This window comes from Micromonospora sp. WMMB482, from assembly GCF_019038635.1.
Taxonomy (GTDB): Bacteria; Actinomycetota; Actinomycetes; order Mycobacteriales; family Micromonosporaceae; genus Micromonospora; species Micromonospora marina.
In genome coordinates this window covers 3138893-3156279 of the sequence record NZ_JAHOPD010000020.1, presented here as the reverse complement: position 1 = coordinate 3156279, position 17387 = coordinate 3138893, and the positions used below count along the sequence as shown (strand labels likewise).

Here is a 17387-nt window from a genome sequence, read left to right as displayed (position 1 = left end):
GATGTTCGGACGAAAAGTTTCAGGCTCCGTCGTCGGCCTTGGCCTCGTCGGCTTCCTTGCCCAGCCGCGCCTCGACCGCCTGCGGCTCGTACATCTCCTCGACCACGCGCAGGTAGAGCTCGTTCGGGTTGGGCAGGTTCTTGATCACTCGGAGTGCCTGTTCCTGACCGGCGGACTCCAGCACGAACGTGCCGTAGTTGAGGGCGCGGCCGGTCGGGCTCTGCTCGTACTTCATGTCGGTGACCCGGGTGAGCGGCATCATCGCGACCTGCCGGGTGATGATCCCGTTGACCACCATCACCCGCTTGTTGGTCAGGATGAACCGGTCGTACCACCAGTCGGCGACCTTCCAGGCGACCCAGCCCATCACGGCGAACCAGAGCAGCACGGCGACGGTGGTCAGCGCGCCGACGTCCCGCCCGGCGAGGAAGCCGGAGAGGTAGCCGAGCACGAAGGTGGCCGCCACGCCGACGATGATCGGGGTGGTGAGGTGGATCCAGTGCCGCTTCCACTCGCCCCGGTAGCGCTCGGTGGGGAAGAGGTAACGCGCCACGAGCGAGCTGGGCTCGTCCTCCAGCGGCAGCACCCGGCGGGGTGCCATGCCGGAGGCGTCGGACCGCAGCCCGGCCAGCTCGTCCTCGGAGATCGGCTGGTCCGGGAAGCCGTCCGGGTCACGCGCCCAGGCCCGGCCGGACCGCCCCTCAGCGGCGTACGCGCTGCCGTAGCCGGCGTCGTCCGCGTCCGCGTACGGACCGGGACCGTACGCGCCGGGCGGGTCGTCCGGATCGATCCGGGGGATCGGCTCGGTGTCGCGCTCCCGGCGTGCCCGGTCGGGGTCGTCCGGGTCGAAGGGTGGACCGGAGGGGCTTCCCATGTGCGGCTAGGCGACGAGGTTGGTGAAGAAGTCGCCGAAGCCCTGCGCGATGTCCATGATGCCGCCACCGAGGGACTTGAAGACGTCGGCGGCGGAGTTGGGCCGGTACGCAACAAAGAAGATCAAGAATGCGATGCCGGCCCAGGTGAGGACCTTCTTGACCATAGCGGGCCATCCTCTCGCGCGGCGCCGGGTCCGTTTACCGCAGCGGCACCCAGAGTATCAGCATGGTGTCTTACCGTGAATATCTGCGTCCGCTCTCCGACTAGCCGTGGCGAGCCGGTCAGGCCCGCCCATGCAGGTACGGAGACGGTGCGCCGTACACGAGTTCGGGCGGTGTCCACTCGGTGAGGTCGTGCAGCACGACTTCTTCCGCGAGGAGGTGACCCGCACTCGCCGGCCAGGCTATCGCATGGAGCCACATTCCCCGAGCCTCGCCGGCGTACGCGCTTCGATCCGTTTCGGAGCGGACGAGCCACAGTGGAGTCGGATGGCCGCCCGCCCGGATCTTCGCGTGCGGCAGCCGCTCGGGATGACCAGGGCCGGGATCGGTGAGCGCCTCCTCCACCTGTGGACCGGGGTCGGGTCCGGGCAGTCCCGCGAAGCGGGATCCGAGGCCGACGCCGGGTTCCTCGGCGACGAAGATCAGGTCGGCCGGCCCACCGTCCAGGGGGGCCGGTCCGGCGCAGGCGACCAGCGTGGCCCGCACGCCCGCGCGGTCGTCACCCGCCCACGCCACGCCGGTGAGCGTCCACCCCGGCGGGAGCGGCCACGGGCACCACAGCGGCATCCGGAGCCGGTCGGCCGGGTCCGGATCGGCCGCCACCCGCTCGACCACGCTGGCCATGATCTCGGCGCTGATGTGCTCCGGCACGTGCAGCGGCGCGACCGGGCCGCAGCGGACGCACCGGTGCTCGGCGTGCATCAGGTCCGGCTCGCGCACCGGGCCCGCACATCTCGGACAACTCACCGCGACAGTCACACCCTCACCGTCGCCCCGGACTCGCCGGGCGTCAAGCGGGGCGGGCGGACGAGCGTGGGATTTCCGCCCGGTGGTGGACCCACGCGGCGTTCAGTGCGGCGGCGGCCCGGCGTACGACCGGATCCAGGCGTGCATGGCGATGCCGCTGGCCACGCCCGCGTTGATGGACCGGGTCGAGCCGTACTGGGCGATGGAGAACAGCGCGTCGCAGGCCGATCGGGCCACCGCCGACAGCCCCGGCCCCTCCTGCCCGAACAGGAGCACGCAACGGCGCGGCAGCACCGCCGTCTCCATCGGCCGGGAGCCGGGCAGGTTGTCGATCCCGACCACCGCCAGCCGTTCGCCGCGCGCCCACGCGACGAACTCCTCGATCGTCGCGTGGTGCCGGACGTGCTGGTAGCGGTCGGTCACCATCGCGCCGCGCCGGTTCCACCGCCGCCGCCCGACGATGTGCACCTCGGCGGCGAGGAAGGCGTTGGCGTTGCGGACCACGGTGCCGATGTTGAAGTCGTGCTGCCAGTTCTCGATCGCCACGTGGAAGTCGTGCCGGCGCCGGTCCAGGTCGGCCACCACCGCCTCGCGCCGCCAGTAGCGGTAGCGGTCCACCACGTTGCGCCGGTCCCCGGCGGCGAGCAGCTCCGGGTCGTAGCGCGGGTCGTCCGGCGGGTCACCGGGCCACGGCCCCACACCCACGTCGAGCTGGTCGTCGGTCACGGTCTGCAGAGGGTACGGCCCGGCGGCGTCCCCGGTCAGCGCAGGTCGAGCGCGCCGCCCAGCCGGTCGAGGAAACGCGTGTCGGCGGGGCTCGGCGGGGTCTGCCCGGCCCGGCACACCCGGGCGGCGACCGACTCCACCCACTGCCGGTACGCCGCCGAGTCGGCCGGATCGGCCCGGCGGCGCAGCACCCGCACCGCGGCCCGGACGGCGGCCAGCAGGTCGACCAGATCGGTCAGGCGCTCGTCCCGCTCGGTGACGCCGTCGTGGCGGGCGTAGATCGCGGTCACCACGGCGCGGACGAGATCGCTGTCGAAGGCCCGGCCGGCGGCCACCGCGTCCAGGCCGGCCAGACCGGCGGCGACACCCCGCGGCGGGCGCCCGGGTCCGGGCGAGGCGGCGGCGACGAGGACGCGGCCCGGCAGGCCGGTCAGCAGATCCCACTCCGCCGCCGAGTAGGCGGCGGTGGTGACCGGTACGGCTCGGCGACCAGGGGAAGGCGGCTCTCCGGCGACGGAGTGGCTCATGGGCACCTCCAGCCCGAGCATATGCTCCCGGACGAGGTCCGGGCCCCGTCCCCGCCGAACGGGGAACGGGGCCCGGTGGCCGGACGGACGCAGGTCAGCGCGGCTCGGGGAAGCTGGGACGCTCCGGGTCGACGCCGTCCGGGACGGCGGCGGCCGCGTACTCCTTCTTCGGCACCATGACCTTGCGGCGGAACACGCAGACGAGCGTGCCGTCCTGGTTGTAGCCGCGGGTCTCGACCGCCACCACGCCGCGGTCGGGCTTCGACGCCGACTCCCGCTTGTCCAGCACCGTCGTCTCGCCGTAGATGGTGTCGCCGTGGAAGGTCGGCGCGACGTGCCGCAGCGACTCGATCTCCAGGTTGGCGATCGCCTTGCCGCTGACGTCCGGTACGGACATGCCCAGCAGCAGCGAGTAGATGTAGTTGCCGACCACCACGTTGCGCTTGAACTGCGAGGCGGACTCGGCGTAGTGCGCGTCCATGTGCAGCGGGTGGTGGTTCATGGTGAGCAGGCAGAAGAGGTGGTCGTCGTACTCGGTGACCGTCTTGCCCGGCCAGTGCCGGTAGACCGCGCCGACCTCGAACTCCTCGTAGTAACGGCCGAACTGCATCCTGGTCCCCTTCACGGGCGGCGATGGAGTTCGGCACAGCATGCCTTATCGCTTGTTAAGGCGAGGGGCGGGGCGCTCGCCCGGCGGAAATGTCACACCGGGGACACCGAGGTCCGGACGCAATGAGCGGCGGGGCCCTCCCCGGCACCCGCCGCCCACGCTCTGATGCGAAGAATTCTGCCGTACGACCACCCGGCACCGACAGAGACGGAGGTCACATTTATCTTTTCGTAACACTACTCAAAGTAACCGAAGTGCGGTCGGTAGGCGATCTCCGCAGGCCGGATAGACGCTTGTCAAGCCCGAAGTTACCGAGACGTAGCGGAAACTGAGCGTGATCTCCCTGGAAACGCTCCCATCACGTCCCGTCACGCAAGTGCGGTGTGCATTTGCGTTCCGCACGACCGGCGCGAACAGATGGTGTTCGATGTGCCCAGGGTCACCGTCCCGGCGCTCAGCGTTTCGTCACCCGCGCGACGGGAATTCGGGCGGACTGACCCTGGTTCCACCGGACGTACGACAATCCGCGGTGATCGGAGAGAGCAAATGGCAACGGTTGAGCTGACCACGGCCAACTTTGACGAGGTGACCGGCCAGGACGGGATCGTCCTGCTCGACTTCTGGGCGGACTGGTGCGGCCCGTGCAAGCGCTTCGCCCCGGTCTACGAGCGCTCCTCGGAGAAGCACCCGGACATCGCCTTCGGCAAGGTCGACACCGAGGCGCAGCAGGAGCTGGCGGCGAAGTTCAACATCAGCTCCATCCCGACGATCATGGCGATCCGTGACGGCGTGATCGTCTTCGCCCAGCCGGGCGCGCTGCCCGAGTCGGCGCTGGAGAACCTCATCGAGCAGGTCCAGGCGCTGGACATGGACGACGTCCGCAAGAAGCTGGCCGAGCACAACCACTGACGTTCGAACACGCCGCCGGCCGGTGCCCGCCTCGGGCGCCGGCCGGCGGCGTGTTCGCATTCCCGACCGGCAGGACGGCCGACCAGGAATGGCCGAGAGAGGGACCGTTTCGGACGCTTCACTCCCGTAACGTCACCAGACGATGGAGACCTTGACCGCCCGCGGGCGCGCGGTCCGGCTGGGCGCCACAGTGCTCGGCCTGGCGCTGTTGCTCTTCGGCACCGTTCGCGGCACCGACGACGACTTCCCGTTCGGGCCGTTCCGGATGTACTCCACCTCCGACCCGCCGAACGCGCCCGCGCCGGACACCCGCGTCGAGGGCGTCGACCGCTCCGGTGCGGTGGTGCCGCTCGGCCAGGAGGCCACTGGCATCCGCCGGGCCGAGATCGAGGGGCAGCAGGACCGGTACGCCGCCGACCCGAGCCTGCTGCGGACCGTCGCCGATGCGTACGCCGAACGTCACCCGGGCGCACCGGAACTGCTGGAGGTACGGATCGTGGTGCGCTGGTTCGACATCCAGGGCGGCCGCCCGACCGGCGAGTGGACCGACGAGACCGCCGTACGCTGGGAGACCGGCGGATGACCGCCTGGCTGACCGAGGCGGTCCCGCGCGGCCGGATCGCCGCCTTCCGCACCCTGGTCTACCTCTTCGTCGCCGCCGATCTGGTCGTCTTCACCCCCTGGGTGCGCACCCGGGTCGACGTTCCCGGCGACCTCTACCAGCCGCTGCTCGTCGGCCGGCTGCTCCCGCTGCCCACCCCCACCCCGGCCCTGGTCGGCGTGGTGTTCTGGGCGCTGCTGGTCACCGCGCTGCTCGCCGCCACCGGCCGGGCGCACCGGCTGCTCGGCTGGACGGTCTTCGCGCTGTACTTCGAGTGGATGATCGTGGCGATGAGCTACGGCAAGGTCGACCACGACCGGTTCGCGCTCCTGGTCGCACTCGCGGTGCTGCCCACCGCCGGCTGTGCCCGGCACGGCGACCCGATCCGTACCGAGGCGGGCGGCTGGGCGCTGCGGGTCACCCAGATCTCGGTCATCTGCACGTACTTCCTCGCCGCCTGGGCCAAGTTCCGCTTCGGCGGGTGGGACTGGGCGAACGGCTCGGTGCTGGCCCGGGCGATCATCAGGCGCGGCACCGACCTCGCCGACCTGATCGCGCAGGTGCCGCACCTGCTGATCGTGGCGCAGTTCGGCATCCTCGCGTTCGAACTGCTCAGCCCGGTGGTGTTCGTGCTGCCGGCCCGGTGGCGGACGATGACCGTCGGCTTCTTCTACTCGTTCCACCTGGTGACCATCGCGACGATCACCATCTCGTTCGCGCCGCACCTGGTGGCGATGACCAGTTTCCTGGCGCTGGAGAAGATCCGCCCGGTGGTGTTCGTCAGGCGCCTGCTCGGCCACCCGCCGCCGACGTCTCCCGCCGACGGGGTACCTGCGCTCGACCAGTCCGCGACGGCGACCGCCTGAGCGCGGGTACGCCGCTCACGCGGGCGGCCCGGGCCGCCCGGCCGGGCCGTACAGCCGCTCCCGGGCCTCCTGCGGCAGCGCGCAGGCGGCCGTGCCACCCGGCATCCGGTGCCGGTTGCGGGCCACCCAGCGGTACGCGGGCCAGGCCGCCGCGCGGACCGGCGGGAGGCGCAGCCCGGCCCCGGCGAACCGCCAGAGCGGCCCGCTGTCGCCGAGCAGCCGGGCGATGGCGTCCGGCCCGGCGGCCCGGGAGCCGTCGGCGCCCACCCACTGGACCGCCTCCTCGCACTCGGCCTCCGTCAGACCCAGCGCCGCCAGGTCGGCGAACTGCCACGGCACCACCCGGGCGCCGGTCGGGACACGACGCTCGATGAACTGCGCGCAGCTGGTGCAGAAGGCGCAGTCGCCGTCGTAGACGAAGGTCGACGTCTCCATGCCCCCATCCTGCACCGCCCCGGGACGCGGCGGCGCGCGGTGTCCGGAGCATCACTTGCACTTTGTTCGTACACATGTTCGAATGAGCTCCATGCGCTGGGACAACCTCTCCGCTCCCCCGGACGAGGGGACTCCCGATCGGGCGGCGCCGGCGGCTCCACCCCTGCCGCTGGCGCTGCCCGGCGCCGTCACCCGCACGTTCGACACCCCGGACTTCGCCGGCATGACCTTCTACGAGGTCCACGCCAAGTCGATCATCAACCGGGTGCCCGGCCAGTCGCGGGTGCCGTTCGAGTGGACGATCAACCCCTACCGGGGCTGTTCGCACGCCTGCGTCTACTGCCTGGGCGGCGACACGCCGATCCTGATGGCCGACGGCCGCACCAGAGCGATCAGCGAGTTGGAGCCCGGCGACCGGATCTACGGCACCCGGCGGCGCGGCGCCTACCGCCACTACGTCGTCACCACCGTGCTCGACAAGTGGTCCACCGTGAAGCGGGCCTACCGGGTCACCCTCGCCGACGGCACCACGCTCGTCGCCAGTGGCGACCACCGGTTCCTGACCGAACGCGGCTGGAAGCACGTCACCGGGACGATGCGCGGCGACGGGCGCCGTCCGCACCTGACCACCCGCAACCGCCTGCTGGGCACCGGCCGGTTCGCGGTGGCGCCGAAACGCTCGGCCGACTACCGCCGCGGTTACCTGCACGCCCTGGTCCGCGACGACGGCCCCTCCGGCGACCGGCGCGACACCCGGTTCCGGCTGGCCACCGCCGAGGCGGAGGCGCTGGACCGGGCCGAGCGCTATCTGACCGACGCGGGCGTCACCGTCGAGCGGGCCACAGTCGCCCGGGTGGGCCGCCGGGCGACGACCACTGTGGTCCGCACAGGCGGCCCGGCCGACGTCGTCACCGGGCTGTTCGAGCCACCCGACGAGACGACCGACGACTGGGCACTGGGCTACCTGGCCGGCATGTTCGACGCGGCCGGCACCTGCCATCAGGGTGTGTTCCGGATCAGCGTCGCCGACGACGAGCGCCGGGCCCGCGCGGCCGGCGCGCTGGAGCGTTTCGGCTTCCGGTGGGCGCTCGACGTGCCGGGCGCACCCGGCGCGGCGGGTCAGCTCCGGCTGACCGGCGGGCTGCCGGAGCGGTTGCGCTTCTTCCACCTCACCGACCCGGCCGTCACCGCCCGGCGCTCGATCGCGGGCATGGCGCTCAAGTGCGCGGCGCGACTCCAGGTGGCAGCCGTGGAGGATCTCGGCCTGGAGCTCCCGCTGTGGGACATCACCACCGGCACCGGCGACTTCATCGCCAACGGCGTGGTCAGCCACAACTGCTTCGCCCGCAACACCCACACCTACCTCGACCTCGATCCGGGCGCCGACTTCGACCGCAAGGTCATCGTCAAGGTCAACGCGGGCGAGCTGGTCCGCCGCGAGCTGGCCGCCCCACGCTGGCGCGGCGCGCACGTCGCCATGGGCACCAACGTGGACTGTTACCAGCGGGCCGAGGGCCGCTACCGGCTCATGCCACCGATCATCGAGGCGCTGCGGGACTTCGCGAACCCCTTCTCCATCCTGACCAAGGGCACGCTGCTGCTGCGCGACCTGCCCCTGTTGCGCCAGGCGGCCGAGGTGACCCGGGTCGGGCTGTCGTACTCGGTGGGGTTCGTCGACGAGGCGCTCTGGCGGGCGGCCGAGCCCGGTACGCCGAGCCCGCGCCGCCGGCTGGACGCGGTCCGCCGGCTCACCGACGCCGGCTTCTCCGTCGGCGTGCTGATGGCGCCGATCCTGCCCGGTCTCAGCGACGACGAGGAGTCCATCGACGCCACCGTCGCGGCGGTCGCCGCCTCCGGGGCGGCGAGCGTGACGCCGCTGCCGTTGCACCTGCGGCCCGGCGCCCGCGAGTGGTACGCCCGCTGGCTGGCCCGGGAGTTCCCCCACCTGGTGCCCCGCTACCGGCAGCTCTACCAGGCCGGCTCGTACGCGCCGCAGGCATACCAGCGGGAGATCACCGCGCGGGTGCGGATGGCGGCACGCCGGCACGGGCTGCACCGGGGCGAGACCGGCGACAATCGCCGGCTGCCGGAGACCCCGCCGCGTGCCCCGGCCGCCGAACAGCTCTCCCTGCTCCAGTGACCGGGAGAACCCGTACCGGCGGGGCTAGTCTCGGGGAATGCGTTCCGCTCAGCAGATCCTCGCCGACTCCGCCGTGATCGCCGTCGTGGGCGCCTCCCGTGATCCGGGCAAGGCCGCGCACCGCGTACCGCTGGAGATGCAGCGGCACGGCTGGCGGATCATCCCGGTCAACCCGACCGTGGACGAGCTGTTCGGCGAGAAGGCGTACCCGGCGCTCGCCGACATCCCGCACCCGGTCGACCTGGTCGACGTGTTCCGCCCGGCGCGCGACGCGGTCGACGTGGTGCGGCAGGCGGTGGCGATCGGCGCCCCGGCGGTGTGGTTGCAGCTCGGGATCTTCTCGGACGAGGCACGCCGGATCGCCGAGGAGGCCGGCCTCGACTACGTCGAGGACCGGTGCCTCATCGTCGAGCGGGCCGCCGGTGGGCTGACCCGGCGCGCCTGACCGCCGAGCCTTACTGCTTGTACTGCTTGAGTAGGCCGCGCGAGATGATCGTCTTCTGGATCTCCGAGGTGCCCTCGCCGATCAGCAGGAACGGCGCCTCGCGCATCAGGCGCTCGATCTCGTACTCCTTGGAGTAGCCGTAGCCGCCGTGGATCCGGAACGCCTCCTGGACCACCTCGGCGCAGTACTCGGAGGCCAGCAGCTTCGCCATGCCCGCCTCGACGTCGTTGCGCTGGCCGGCGTCCTTGAGCCGGGCCGCGTTGACCATCAGTGCGTGCGCGGCCTCGATCTTCGTACCCATCTCGGCGAGCTTGAACGCGACGGCCTGGTGCCTGGCGAGCGGCTGGCCGAAGGTGTGGCGCTGCTGGGCGTACGCGACGGCCAGCTCGAACGCCCGGATCGAGATGCCGCAGGCGCGGGCCGCGACGTTGACCCGGCCGACCTCGATGCCGTCCATCATCTGGTAGAAGCCGCGGCCGACCTTGTCCTCGCCGCCGAGCACGGCGGAGGCGGGCACGGTGACGCCGTCGAGCACCATCTCGGTGGTCTCGACGCCCTTGTAGCCCATCTTGTCGATCTTGCCGGGGATGGTGAGGCCGGGCGCGGTCTCGCCGAAGCCGGGCTCCTTCTCCAGCAGGAAGGTGCTCATGTTGCCGTACACCGAGTCGGCCCCGGTGTCGGTCTTGACCAGGGTGGCCACCACCGAGGAGTACGCCCCGTTCGTCAGCCACATCTTCTGGCCGTTGAGGACGTAGTCGTCGCCCTGCCGGACGGCCTTCGACTTGATCGCCGAGACGTCCGAGCCGCACTCGGGCTCCGACATCGAGAAAGCGCCGCGCACCTCGCCGGTGGCCATCCGGGGCAGCAGCCGGGCCTTCTGGTCGGCGGAGCCGTGCTGCGAGATCAGGTACGCCACGATGAAGTGGGTGTTGACGATGCCGGAGATCGACATCCAGCCCCGGGACAGCTCCTCGACCACGAGCGCGTAGGTCAGCAGGGACTCGCCCAGGCCGCCGTACTCCTCGTCGATGGTCAGGCCGAACAGCCCCATCTCGCGCATCCCGTCGAGGATGTCGCTCGGGTACTCGTCGGCGTGCTCCAGCCGCTGCGCGTGCGGGATGATCTCCTTGTCGGCGAACTCCCGGACGGTTTCCAGGATCGACCGCTGCACGTCGGTCAGTCCGGGTGTCTGGGCGAGTCGGGCCATCTCAGCCTCCGGGGTCGGCGCCTTACTCATGGGTAACTGAACGCTCGGTCAGTATCGGCCCCGGGACCGGCCGCGCCAAGGTGACCAGTCCACACAACCGCTGTGAAAAGGTTCACCGCTGCGGGTAGCGTCCGCAAGAGAGAGGGCCGTTGACCTGGGGGAAGGGGCGCCCGTGAGTGACGAGCAGCCACCGTCGCCGTACGAGCCGCCGTCGCACGGTCACCCGTACGGGCAGCCGCAGTACGGCCAGCAGCACCCGCAGTGGGGCCAGCAACCCCCGTACGCCCCCCAGCCGCCCTACGGCCAGTACGGCCCGCCCGGTCAGGGGCCAGGTCCTCGTGGCACGAACGTGCTCGCCATCCTGTCGCTCGTCCTCGCATTCGTCTTCGCGCCCGCCGGTATCGTCTGCGGCCACCTGGCCAAGCGGCAGATCCGGCAGACCGGCGAGGACGGCGACCAGCTCGCCAACTGGGGCCTGATCCTCAGTTACGTCTTCACCGTGATCGGCGTGCTGGTCTGCTGCGGTTGGATCGGGCTGGCGATCTGGGCAAACTCCGACAGCGGCACGTACTGACCGTCAGCGGAACTGCGCCTCCCGGACGCTGTTGCCGCCGTCGACCACGAGCATCTGCCCGGTGATGTACGACGCAGCCGGCGAACACAGGAACGCGATCGCGGCGGCCACCTCGTCCGGCGTGCCGGGACGCCCGACCGGCGTGCCGAGGCCCTGCTTGATCTCGGCCATGGTGGACGCCGCGGTGTGGATGATGCCCGGCGCCACCGCGTTCACCGTCACCCCGTCGGCGATCATCTCCATCGCCAGCGCCCGGGTCAGCCCGACCACGCCGGCCTTCGCCGCCGCGTAGGCCGCCTCGGTGGGCAGCGCGTTCACCGGCCCGGCGGTGGCGGCCAGGTTGACGATCCGGCCCCAGCCCCGCTCGGCCATGCCGCCGATGAACGCGCGGCTGCACAGGAACGCGGTGGTCAGGTTGCGGTCGATCTCGCCGCGCCACTCGTCGTACGTCAGCTGCGCCACCGGCCGCAGCACCTCCGGGCTGGCCCGGCTGGCCAGGCCCGCGTTGTTCACCAGCACCTCCACGTCGCCGAGCTGCTCGGCCACCGCGTCGGCGAGCGCGCCCACCTCCGACTCGTCGGTGAGGTCGGCGACGAAACCGGTGACATTCAGCTCGCCCGCGCGTTCGTGGATGCGCCGGGTGGTGGACACGATCGCCACCCGGGCGCCCAGGTCGGACAGCCGGCGCGCGGTCGCGTACCCGATGCCGTCCGGGCTGCCCGCGCCGGTCACCAGCGCGACCCGGCCGTCCAGGCGCGAGGTGGTCGGTTCCGGCAGCGGCGCCGGCCGTTCGGAGTCGGCGCCGCCGACCGGCTCGCCGCCGCGTGGGCGGCGCACCGAACCCGGCCGGCTCATGTCCCGTCGCGACCGACCCCCACGCGCGTCAAGTGCCATGCCGAGGATCCTGCCCGGTGCCGACCCCACGGGCAACGCGCTGGCCGGAAAGGGGACGTCCGTGTCGCGCGCCGGGTGGCTACCCTGAGCGCGACCACGTACCTGGAGATGATCAGATGACCTATCCCCCACCGTCCGGTGGCTGGCACGATCCGTCGGCGACGGCCGGACCGCAGTCGAGCCCGCCGGCCGACCCGGCGCTGCCGATGCCCGGCCACCCCGTCCCGACCCAGCCGACCTCGGCGGACCCGTACGCGTCCGCCGATCCGTACGCCGGCATGAAGTCCGCCGACCCGTACGCGGCGGCCGGCTACCCGCCGGGCGCCTACCCGCAGCCGGGTGCGTTCCCGCCCCCGGCCGGTTATCCCGGATACGGGTACCCGCCGGCGCCGAAACAGAACGGCCTGGCCATCGCCGCGATGGTCGTCTCGATCATCGGCGCACTCGGCCTCTGCGGCTACGGCCTGGGCGGCTACATCGGCGCGGTGGGCGCGATCCTCGGACACATGGCCCGCAAGCAGATCAGGGAACGCGGCGAAGGCGGCGAGGGCTTCGCCACCGCCGGCATCATCGTCGGCTGGATCTCCACCGTGCTGGCCGTGCTGGCCACCGCCGCCATCGTGATCTTCATCGTCTGGGCGGCCAACCAGGACTCGTCCGGCTACGGAAGCACGACCTACTGAACCCGGTGGGCCGCCCCGCGAACTCGGGGCGGCCCGGGCCGGTCACTCCGAGGGCGGGGTGAACGAGGAGGTACGCGACATGCCGGCGGCGCGGCCCTTGGCGGCGATCACCAGCGCCATCTTGCGGGACGCCTCGTCGATCATCTCATCGCCGAGCATCACCGCGCCGAGCTTCCCGCCCGCCTCCGAGGTGTAGTAGTCGTACGCGTCGAGGATCAGCTCGGCGTGGTCGTAGTCGGCCTGCGCCGGGGAGTAGACCTCGTTCGCGGCGTCGATCTGGCCGGGGTGCAGCACCCACTTGCCGTCGAAGCCCAGCGCCGCCGAACGCTTCGCCACCTCGCGGAACGCGTCCACGTCCCGGATCTGCAGGAACGGGCCGTCGATGGCCTGCTTGTCGTGCATCCGCGCGGCCATCAGGATGCGCATGAGGATGTAGTGGTACGGGTCGCCCGGGTAGTCCGGGATCAGCGCGCCGACCACGAGCGACTTCATGTTGATCGAGGCCATGAAGTCGGCCGGGCCGAAGATGATCGTCTCGACCCGGGGCGAGGCGCCGGCGATGGCGTCCACGTTCACCAGCCCGGCCGCGTTCTCGATCTGCGCCTCGATGCCGATCCGGCCCACCTCCAGGCCGAGCGTGCGCTCGATCTGGGTGAGCAGCAGATCCAGCCAGTGCACCTGCTCGGCGTTCTGCACCTTCGGCAGCATGATGCAGTCCAGGTTCGCCCCGGCGCCCTCGACCACCTCGATGACGTCCCGGTACGTCCACGGCGTGGTCAGGTCGTTGACCCGGACCACGCGGGTCTTGCCCGTCCAGTCGCCCTCGTTCAGCGCGGCCACGATGTTCTTGCGCGCGTCCGGCTTGGCCAGCGGGGCGACCGCGTCCTCCAGGTCCAGGAAGACCTGGTCGGCGGGGAGGCCCTGGGCCTTGCCGAGCATTTTGACGCTGGAGCCGGGTACCGCCAGGCAGGATCGGCGGGGACGACCGACAGCGGTCATGGATGCGCTCCTTCCAGCGTCCGGCGCGGGTGCCGGCGCAGCGGTGGATTTCGAGAACTCAACGATCCCAAAGGGCGTGGTGACGCCACGGTAACCTCGTGCCGTGACCGGGGTGAATGGACCTGTGGAAGATCTCACTGAGCGCCGGATCGTGGTGCTGACCGGCGCGAGCTCCGGCATCGGGCTGGCCGCCGCGGAGGAGCTGGCGCGCCGCGGCGACCAGGTGGTGCTGGTCGGCCGCGACCCGGCCCGGCTGCGCGCGGCCGGCGAGCGCGTACGCGAGTGCCGCGGCGAGCAGCCGGAGCTGTTCCGCGCCGACTTCGCGGTGCTCGACGACGTACGCGGGCTCGCCGAACGGCTGCGCGAGCGGTACGACCGGATCGACGTGCTCGCCAACAACGCGGGCGCGATCGTGCTGGAGCCGATCACCACGGTCGACGGTTTCGAGCTGAGCATGCAGGCCAACCACCTCGCCCCGTTCCTGCTCAGCAATCTGCTGCGGGACCGGATCCGGCGGATGGTGGTCACCGGCTCGGACGCGCACCGCAGCGGCGTGCTCGACCCGGACGACCTCAACTCCGCGCTGCGCTCGTACCGGCCGTTCCGCGCGTACGGCACCAGCAAGCAGGCGAACATCCTGTTCACCGCCGAGGCGGCCCGGCGCTGGCCGGAGGTGCCGGCGCACGTGTTCCATCCCGGCGTGGTGCGTACCCGCTTCGGCAACGAGAGCCGGATCGTGGCGCTGGGCATGCGGCTGCTGCCGTTCCGCAGCCCGGAGAAGGGCGCGGAGACGCTGGTCTGGCTCGCCTGCCAGGATCCGTCCCGGTTGACCGACGGCGGCTACTACGCCGACCGCAAGCCGCACCGGCCCCGGCCCAAGGCCGCCGACCCGGCGCTGGCCGCCCGGCTCTGGACGGCCAGCGCGAAGGCGGTCGGGCTGGACGCCTGACGACACCCCGGGGGGGACACATGACCACCGATCAGGCGGTCCTGCTGGTCGCGCTCGTCGACCTGAGCGCCGACGTGGACGCCGGGCAGCGGTACGAGGACGCGGTGCTGGCGCTGCTCAGCCGGCACGGCGGCGAGTTGGAACGGCGGCTGCGCACCGGGGACGGGGAGACCGAGGTGCACGTGATCCGGTTCGCCGCCCGCGCCGGACTCGACGCGTTCCTGGTCGACCCGGACCGCGTCGCGCTGCACGCCGAGGTGGGCGCCGCCGCGCCGACCACCCGCGTGCTGGAGGTTCGTGACGTCTGAGCTGCCCCTTCTCCTTCACTTCATCACGCGGGGACGACGAGAACAAGACTTGATCTTGGGGTCGGCGAGGCGCAGTGTCGGGGCATGAACTTCGATCCCCTGGCCACCGCCCGCCGCGCGCTCTGGGTCGGCGGCGCGCAGTGGGCCGGCAAGACGACACTCGCGGTCACGTTGGCACTGCGGTACGGGCTGACCGCGTACCTCTACGACCGCCACGACGCGCGAGGGCACGACGACCGGCGGATCGCCGACCGGATCCGACGGGGTGAGCCGCCGGACGGCCCGGACGCGGAGGCGACCTGGGTGACGACGGACCCCGGGCGGATGGCGGCCGAGACCCTCGCCGGGTTTCCGCGCCGCTTCGAGTGGGTGCTGGACGACCTGAGCGCGCTGGTGAGCGGCCGTCGGGTGGTCGCCGAGGGCTGGGGGCTGCGGCCCGAACTGGTCGCCCCGGTCGTCGAGTCGACCCGGCAGATGGTGGTGCTCGTGCCGACGCCGGAGTTCCGCGCGTACCAGATGGAACGGCTGCCACGGGCGACGGCCCGGCACCCCGGTGTGAGCGACCCGGAGCGGGCATGGCGTCATCGGATCGCGCGCGACGAGCTGGTCGCCGCCGACGCGGTCGCCGGCGCCCGGGCACTGGGAATACGCGTGATCGAGGTGGACGGCGGCCGGGACGCCGAGGCGGTCGCCGCGCTGGTCGCCGACCACTTCGCCGGATACCTCTGAGCGTCACCGCGACAGGTGCACCCCGTCTCCGCCGCGCCGTCCCGGTCCGCCCCCACTGTGAGCACTTTCGTGCAAGCCGGACGGCCCGGTGGCCGGAACGGCGCGACTTCGCCCCGACCGGCGCGGCGGCTGCGCTCGCGGCCGCGAGTGCCGCGGTCGAGGCCCGTCGCTCAGTCGCCGAGCGGGGTCGGGTCGGCGGGGGCCGCGACCGGTGTGGCACGGCGACCGGCCCGCGCGCCGCCGAGCACCACCACCGCCACCCCGGCCAGCAGCAGCGCCAGGCCCGGCAGGGCCAGCGGCCGGGGCAACTGCCCCAGCCACACCCAGCCGATCAGGGCCGCGCCCGGGGCCTCCAGCAGGATCAGCACGCTGACGGTGGTCGCGGAGACCCGGTGCAGGGCGTAGTTGAACATCGAGTGGCCGAGCAACTGGGCACCGACCACCAAGGCGAGGATCGCCAGCCAGGTCGCGCCGTCGAAGCCGTGCAGGCGTACGCCGCCGACCAGGCACACCACGAGCAGGATCGCGGCACAGACGCCGTAGCAGACGGTGGTGTACGTGGTGGTGCTGATGCTGGCCCGGGCCCGCTCACCGAACGCGGTGTAGACGGCCGCGAACAGGCCGCCGACCACGGCGAGCAGGTCACCGGCGAACGCCCGGCCGGAGACGCCGAAGTCGGCGCCGGTGGCGAGCACCGCGCCGAGCACCGCCACCCCGATGCCGCCCCACACCGCCGCCGGCAGCCGCCGTCCCTGCCCGCGGGCGATCAGCCCCTGCCACACCGGCTGCGTCGCGCCGAGCGCGGTCGCGGCCGCGACCGAGGTGAGCTGCGCGCTCGGCATCCAGGTGGCGAAGTGGGCGGCCAGGGCGACCCCGGAGAGTACGCAGTAGAGCCCCTCGCGCCGGCCCGGCCCGACGGTGAGCGCGCGGAGTTCGGCGCGGCGCCGGGTCAACGCGAACGGGCCCAGAACCGCCACCGACAACGCGGTCCTCCAGAACGCCACCGCCAGCGCCGACGCGGCGGCGAACGCCACGAGCGGCGCCGAGGAGGAGACCGAGGCGACGGCCAGGGCGAGCGCGCCCACCGTCAACGGGTCGAGCGGCGGGCGATGCGGAACGGTCGGCACGAACGGTAATCATCACACGAACACCCGGCCACCACGGACCGTCAGCACTCCGTTACGATCATGCGCGTCCCGGCGATCCCCCCTCGACGTCCGGAGTCGTTCCCTCATGCCCAAGTTCCAGGCGGTGCTGTTCGACTTCTTCGGCACCCTGACCCACTGTGTGCGGCGCGGAGCCGCCCACCGCGCCACCGCCGACATGCTCGGCTGCTCCACCGAGGCCCTGGCGGAGGTGCTGGACAGCAGCTTCTCCGAGCGGGCGAGCGGCTCTTTCGGGAACGCCGAGTCGACGATGCGCTGGCTGTGCGCCCGGCTCGGCGTCCACCCGTCCGACGCGACCGTGCGCGCCGCCGTCGCCACCCGGCACCGAGCAGTACGCGCCGACACCCGGCTACGCGCCGAGGCGGTGCCGGTGCTGGCCGCGTTGCGCCACCGGGGCGTCCGCACCGGGCTGGTCAGCGACTGCACTCACGAACTACCCGCCTTCCTGCCGCAGCTCGCCGTCGCGCCGCTGCTCGACGCCCAGGTCTTCTCGGTACGCCTCGGGCGCTGCAAACCGGACCCGGCGCTCTACCTGGCCGCGTGTTACCGGCTCGGTCAGGCCCCCGCCGACTGCCTCTACGTCGGCGACGGCGACAGCCAGGAACTCACCGGCGCGGAACGGGCGGGGCTGAGCGCGGTCCGGCTCGCCGCGCCGGATCTCGCCGACCACCTGGTCCTCAACGCCGACCATGACTTCGACGGGCCGTCGCTGACCTCGCTGACCGGCGTGCTCGACCTGCTCGACCCGGTCCCCGTCGCCTGATCCGGCTCGTCG

22 protein-coding genes are annotated in these 17387 nt (G+C 72.2%); 11 read left to right on the top strand and 11 right to left on the bottom strand.

Annotated elements, in window-relative coordinates; translation table 11 throughout:
- Positions 1–19 precede the first annotated feature (19 nt).
- The 6 genes from KSK32_RS16025 to KSK32_RS16000 form a co-directional block, all read right to left on the bottom strand.
- The gene (locus KSK32_RS16025; RefSeq protein WP_216931939.1) at positions 20–874 is read right to left on the bottom strand and encodes a PH domain-containing protein; all 855 of its coding nucleotides are present in this window, start codon (positions 872–874) and stop codon (positions 20–22) included.
- A 6-nt stretch (positions 875–880) separates the two neighbouring features.
- Complete coding sequence (locus KSK32_RS16020; protein ID WP_013283898.1) at positions 881–1039, bottom strand: hypothetical protein; 159 nt, start codon at positions 1037–1039, stop codon at positions 881–883.
- A gap of 118 nt (positions 1040–1157) precedes the next feature.
- Positions 1158–1844 (bottom strand): DUF6758 family protein, encoded by a 687-nt coding sequence (locus KSK32_RS16015; protein ID WP_353939623.1) that lies wholly within the window; start codon positions 1842–1844, stop codon positions 1158–1160.
- Positions 1845–1946: 102 nt separating this feature from the next.
- Positions 1947–2570, bottom strand: a complete 624-nt coding sequence (locus KSK32_RS16010) for an RNA methyltransferase (RefSeq protein WP_216931938.1) — start codon at positions 2568–2570, stop codon at positions 1947–1949.
- A 35-nt stretch (positions 2571–2605) separates the two neighbouring features.
- Positions 2606–3097 carry a hypothetical protein gene (locus tag KSK32_RS16005; protein WP_216931937.1) on the bottom strand — a complete coding sequence of 164 codons (492 nt, stop codon included), beginning with the start codon at positions 3095–3097 and terminating at the stop codon, positions 2606–2608.
- A 94-nt stretch (positions 3098–3191) separates the two neighbouring features.
- The gene (locus tag KSK32_RS16000; protein WP_013283894.1) at positions 3192–3707 is read right to left on the bottom strand and encodes a MaoC family dehydratase; all 516 of its coding nucleotides are present in this window, start codon (positions 3705–3707) and stop codon (positions 3192–3194) included.
- A gap of 546 nt (positions 3708–4253) precedes the next feature.
- Between KSK32_RS16000 and trxA the strand changes: the two genes are divergently transcribed.
- From trxA to KSK32_RS15985, 3 genes are all read left to right on the top strand, one after another.
- The gene (trxA, locus tag KSK32_RS15995; RefSeq protein ID WP_018789069.1) at positions 4254–4616 is read left to right on the top strand and encodes a thioredoxin; all 363 of its coding nucleotides are present in this window, start codon (positions 4254–4256) and stop codon (positions 4614–4616) included.
- A gap of 142 nt (positions 4617–4758) precedes the next feature.
- Positions 4759–5199: a hypothetical protein gene (locus KSK32_RS15990; RefSeq protein ID WP_216931936.1), complete on the top strand. Its 441-nt coding sequence runs from the start codon at positions 4759–4761 to the stop codon at positions 5197–5199.
- Complete coding sequence (locus KSK32_RS15985; RefSeq protein WP_216931935.1) at positions 5196–6083, top strand: HTTM domain-containing protein; 888 nt, start codon at positions 5196–5198, stop codon at positions 6081–6083. Before KSK32_RS15990 ends, KSK32_RS15985 begins: the two co-directional genes overlap by 4 nt.
- A gap of 15 nt (positions 6084–6098) precedes the next feature.
- On the opposite strand, the gene KSK32_RS15980 is transcribed toward KSK32_RS15985, so the two are convergent.
- The gene (locus KSK32_RS15980; protein ID WP_216931934.1) at positions 6099–6518 is read right to left on the bottom strand and encodes a thiol-disulfide oxidoreductase DCC family protein; all 420 of its coding nucleotides are present in this window, start codon (positions 6516–6518) and stop codon (positions 6099–6101) included.
- On the opposite strand from KSK32_RS15980, the gene KSK32_RS15975 reads away from it, so the two are divergent.
- On the top strand, positions 6517–8658 hold the full coding sequence (locus KSK32_RS15975) for an intein-containing Rv2578c family radical SAM protein (RefSeq protein WP_308163671.1): 2142 nt from the start codon (positions 6517–6519) through the stop codon (positions 8656–8658). The genes KSK32_RS15980 and KSK32_RS15975 overlap by 2 nt on opposite strands.
- Positions 8659–8695: 37 nt before the next feature.
- Positions 8696–9103 (top strand): CoA-binding protein, encoded by a 408-nt coding sequence (locus KSK32_RS15970; RefSeq protein WP_216931933.1) that lies wholly within the window; start codon positions 8696–8698, stop codon positions 9101–9103.
- A gap of 10 nt (positions 9104–9113) precedes the next feature.
- Here KSK32_RS15970 and KSK32_RS15965 read toward each other — a convergent pair whose 3' ends face one another.
- Positions 9114–10310, bottom strand: coding sequence for an acyl-CoA dehydrogenase family protein (locus KSK32_RS15965; protein ID WP_216931932.1), 1197 nt, complete (start codon positions 10308–10310; stop codon positions 9114–9116).
- 172 nt (positions 10311–10482) lie between these two features.
- On the opposite strand from KSK32_RS15965, the gene KSK32_RS34560 reads away from it, so the two are divergent.
- Positions 10483–10884 carry a DUF4190 domain-containing protein gene (locus tag KSK32_RS34560; RefSeq protein ID WP_216931931.1) on the top strand — a complete coding sequence of 134 codons (402 nt, stop codon included), beginning with the start codon at positions 10483–10485 and terminating at the stop codon, positions 10882–10884.
- 3 nt (positions 10885–10887) lie between these two features.
- Here the strand turns inward: KSK32_RS34560 and KSK32_RS15955 are convergent, their stop codons facing one another.
- Positions 10888–11778: an SDR family NAD(P)-dependent oxidoreductase gene (locus KSK32_RS15955; RefSeq protein ID WP_216931930.1), complete on the bottom strand. Its 891-nt coding sequence runs from the start codon at positions 11776–11778 to the stop codon at positions 10888–10890.
- 116 nt (positions 11779–11894) lie between these two features.
- Between KSK32_RS15955 and KSK32_RS15950 the strand changes: the two genes are divergently transcribed.
- Positions 11895–12461: a DUF4190 domain-containing protein gene (locus KSK32_RS15950; protein ID WP_216931929.1), complete on the top strand. Its 567-nt coding sequence runs from the start codon at positions 11895–11897 to the stop codon at positions 12459–12461.
- A 42-nt stretch (positions 12462–12503) separates the two neighbouring features.
- Here the strand turns inward: KSK32_RS15950 and KSK32_RS15945 are convergent, their stop codons facing one another.
- Positions 12504–13460, bottom strand: a complete 957-nt coding sequence (locus KSK32_RS15945; protein ID WP_026268732.1) for a CoA ester lyase — start codon at positions 13458–13460, stop codon at positions 12504–12506.
- 124 nt (positions 13461–13584) lie between these two features.
- On the opposite strand from KSK32_RS15945, the gene KSK32_RS15940 reads away from it, so the two are divergent.
- The 3 genes from KSK32_RS15940 to KSK32_RS33450 all read left to right on the top strand — a co-directional run bounded on the left by KSK32_RS15940 (position 13585) and on the right by KSK32_RS33450 (position 15446).
- Positions 13585–14409 (top strand): SDR family NAD(P)-dependent oxidoreductase, encoded by an 825-nt coding sequence (locus KSK32_RS15940; RefSeq protein ID WP_216931928.1) that lies wholly within the window; start codon positions 13585–13587, stop codon positions 14407–14409.
- A 20-nt stretch (positions 14410–14429) separates the two neighbouring features.
- The gene (locus KSK32_RS15935) at positions 14430–14717 is read left to right on the top strand and encodes a hypothetical protein (protein ID WP_216931927.1); all 288 of its coding nucleotides are present in this window, start codon (positions 14430–14432) and stop codon (positions 14715–14717) included.
- A gap of 84 nt (positions 14718–14801) precedes the next feature.
- The gene (locus KSK32_RS33450) at positions 14802–15446 is read left to right on the top strand and encodes a hypothetical protein (RefSeq protein ID WP_254187075.1); all 645 of its coding nucleotides are present in this window, start codon (positions 14802–14804) and stop codon (positions 15444–15446) included.
- A 170-nt stretch (positions 15447–15616) separates the two neighbouring features.
- Here the strand turns inward: KSK32_RS33450 and KSK32_RS15925 are convergent, their stop codons facing one another.
- A complete protein-coding gene (locus KSK32_RS15925) occupies positions 15617–16573 on the bottom strand; it encodes a DMT family transporter (RefSeq protein ID WP_216931926.1) in 957 nt (318 codons plus the stop codon).
- A gap of 106 nt (positions 16574–16679) precedes the next feature.
- On the opposite strand from KSK32_RS15925, the gene KSK32_RS15920 reads away from it, so the two are divergent.
- Positions 16680–17375, top strand: coding sequence for an HAD family hydrolase (locus KSK32_RS15920; RefSeq protein WP_216931925.1), 696 nt, complete (start codon positions 16680–16682; stop codon positions 17373–17375).
- Positions 17376–17387 lie beyond the last annotated feature (12 nt).

Bases quoted from the DNA above. Each gene is read 5' to 3' on its own strand.
- KSK32_RS16025 (WP_216931939.1), bottom strand. From the start codon at position 874: ATGGGAAGCCCCTCCGGTCCACCCTTCGACCCGGACGACCCCGACCGG.
- KSK32_RS16020 (WP_013283898.1), bottom strand. From the start codon at position 1,039: ATGGTCAAGAAGGTCCTCACCTGGGCCGGCATCGCATTCTTGATCTTC.
- KSK32_RS16005 (WP_216931937.1), bottom strand. From the start codon at position 3,097: ATGAGCCACTCCGTCGCCGGAGAGCCGCCTTCCCCTGGTCGCCGAGCC.
- KSK32_RS16000 (WP_013283894.1), bottom strand. From the start codon at position 3,707: ATGCAGTTCGGCCGTTACTACGAGGAGTTCGAGGTCGGCGCGGTCTAC.
- trxA (WP_018789069.1), top strand. From the start codon at position 4,254: ATGGCAACGGTTGAGCTGACCACGGCCAACTTTGACGAGGTGACCGGC.
- KSK32_RS15990 (WP_216931936.1), top strand. From the start codon at position 4,759: ATGGAGACCTTGACCGCCCGCGGGCGCGCGGTCCGGCTGGGCGCCACA.
- KSK32_RS15985 (WP_216931935.1), top strand. From the start codon at position 5,196: ATGACCGCCTGGCTGACCGAGGCGGTCCCGCGCGGCCGGATCGCCGCC.
- KSK32_RS15975 (WP_308163671.1), top strand. From the start codon at position 6,517: ATGCCCCCATCCTGCACCGCCCCGGGACGCGGCGGCGCGCGGTGTCCG.
- KSK32_RS15980 (WP_216931934.1), bottom strand. From the start codon at position 6,518: ATGGAGACGTCGACCTTCGTCTACGACGGCGACTGCGCCTTCTGCACC.
- KSK32_RS15970 (WP_216931933.1), top strand. From the start codon at position 8,696: ATGCGTTCCGCTCAGCAGATCCTCGCCGACTCCGCCGTGATCGCCGTC.
- KSK32_RS15965 (WP_216931932.1), bottom strand. From the start codon at position 10,310: ATGGCCCGACTCGCCCAGACACCCGGACTGACCGACGTGCAGCGGTCG.
- KSK32_RS15955 (WP_216931930.1), bottom strand. From the start codon at position 11,778: ATGGCACTTGACGCGCGTGGGGGTCGGTCGCGACGGGACATGAGCCGG.
- KSK32_RS15950 (WP_216931929.1), top strand. From the start codon at position 11,895: ATGACCTATCCCCCACCGTCCGGTGGCTGGCACGATCCGTCGGCGACG.
- KSK32_RS15945 (WP_026268732.1), bottom strand. From the start codon at position 13,460: ATGACCGCTGTCGGTCGTCCCCGCCGATCCTGCCTGGCGGTACCCGGC.
- KSK32_RS15935 (WP_216931927.1), top strand. From the start codon at position 14,430: ATGACCACCGATCAGGCGGTCCTGCTGGTCGCGCTCGTCGACCTGAGC.
- KSK32_RS33450 (WP_254187075.1), top strand. From the start codon at position 14,802: ATGAACTTCGATCCCCTGGCCACCGCCCGCCGCGCGCTCTGGGTCGGC.
- KSK32_RS15920 (WP_216931925.1), top strand. From the start codon at position 16,680: ATGCCCAAGTTCCAGGCGGTGCTGTTCGACTTCTTCGGCACCCTGACC.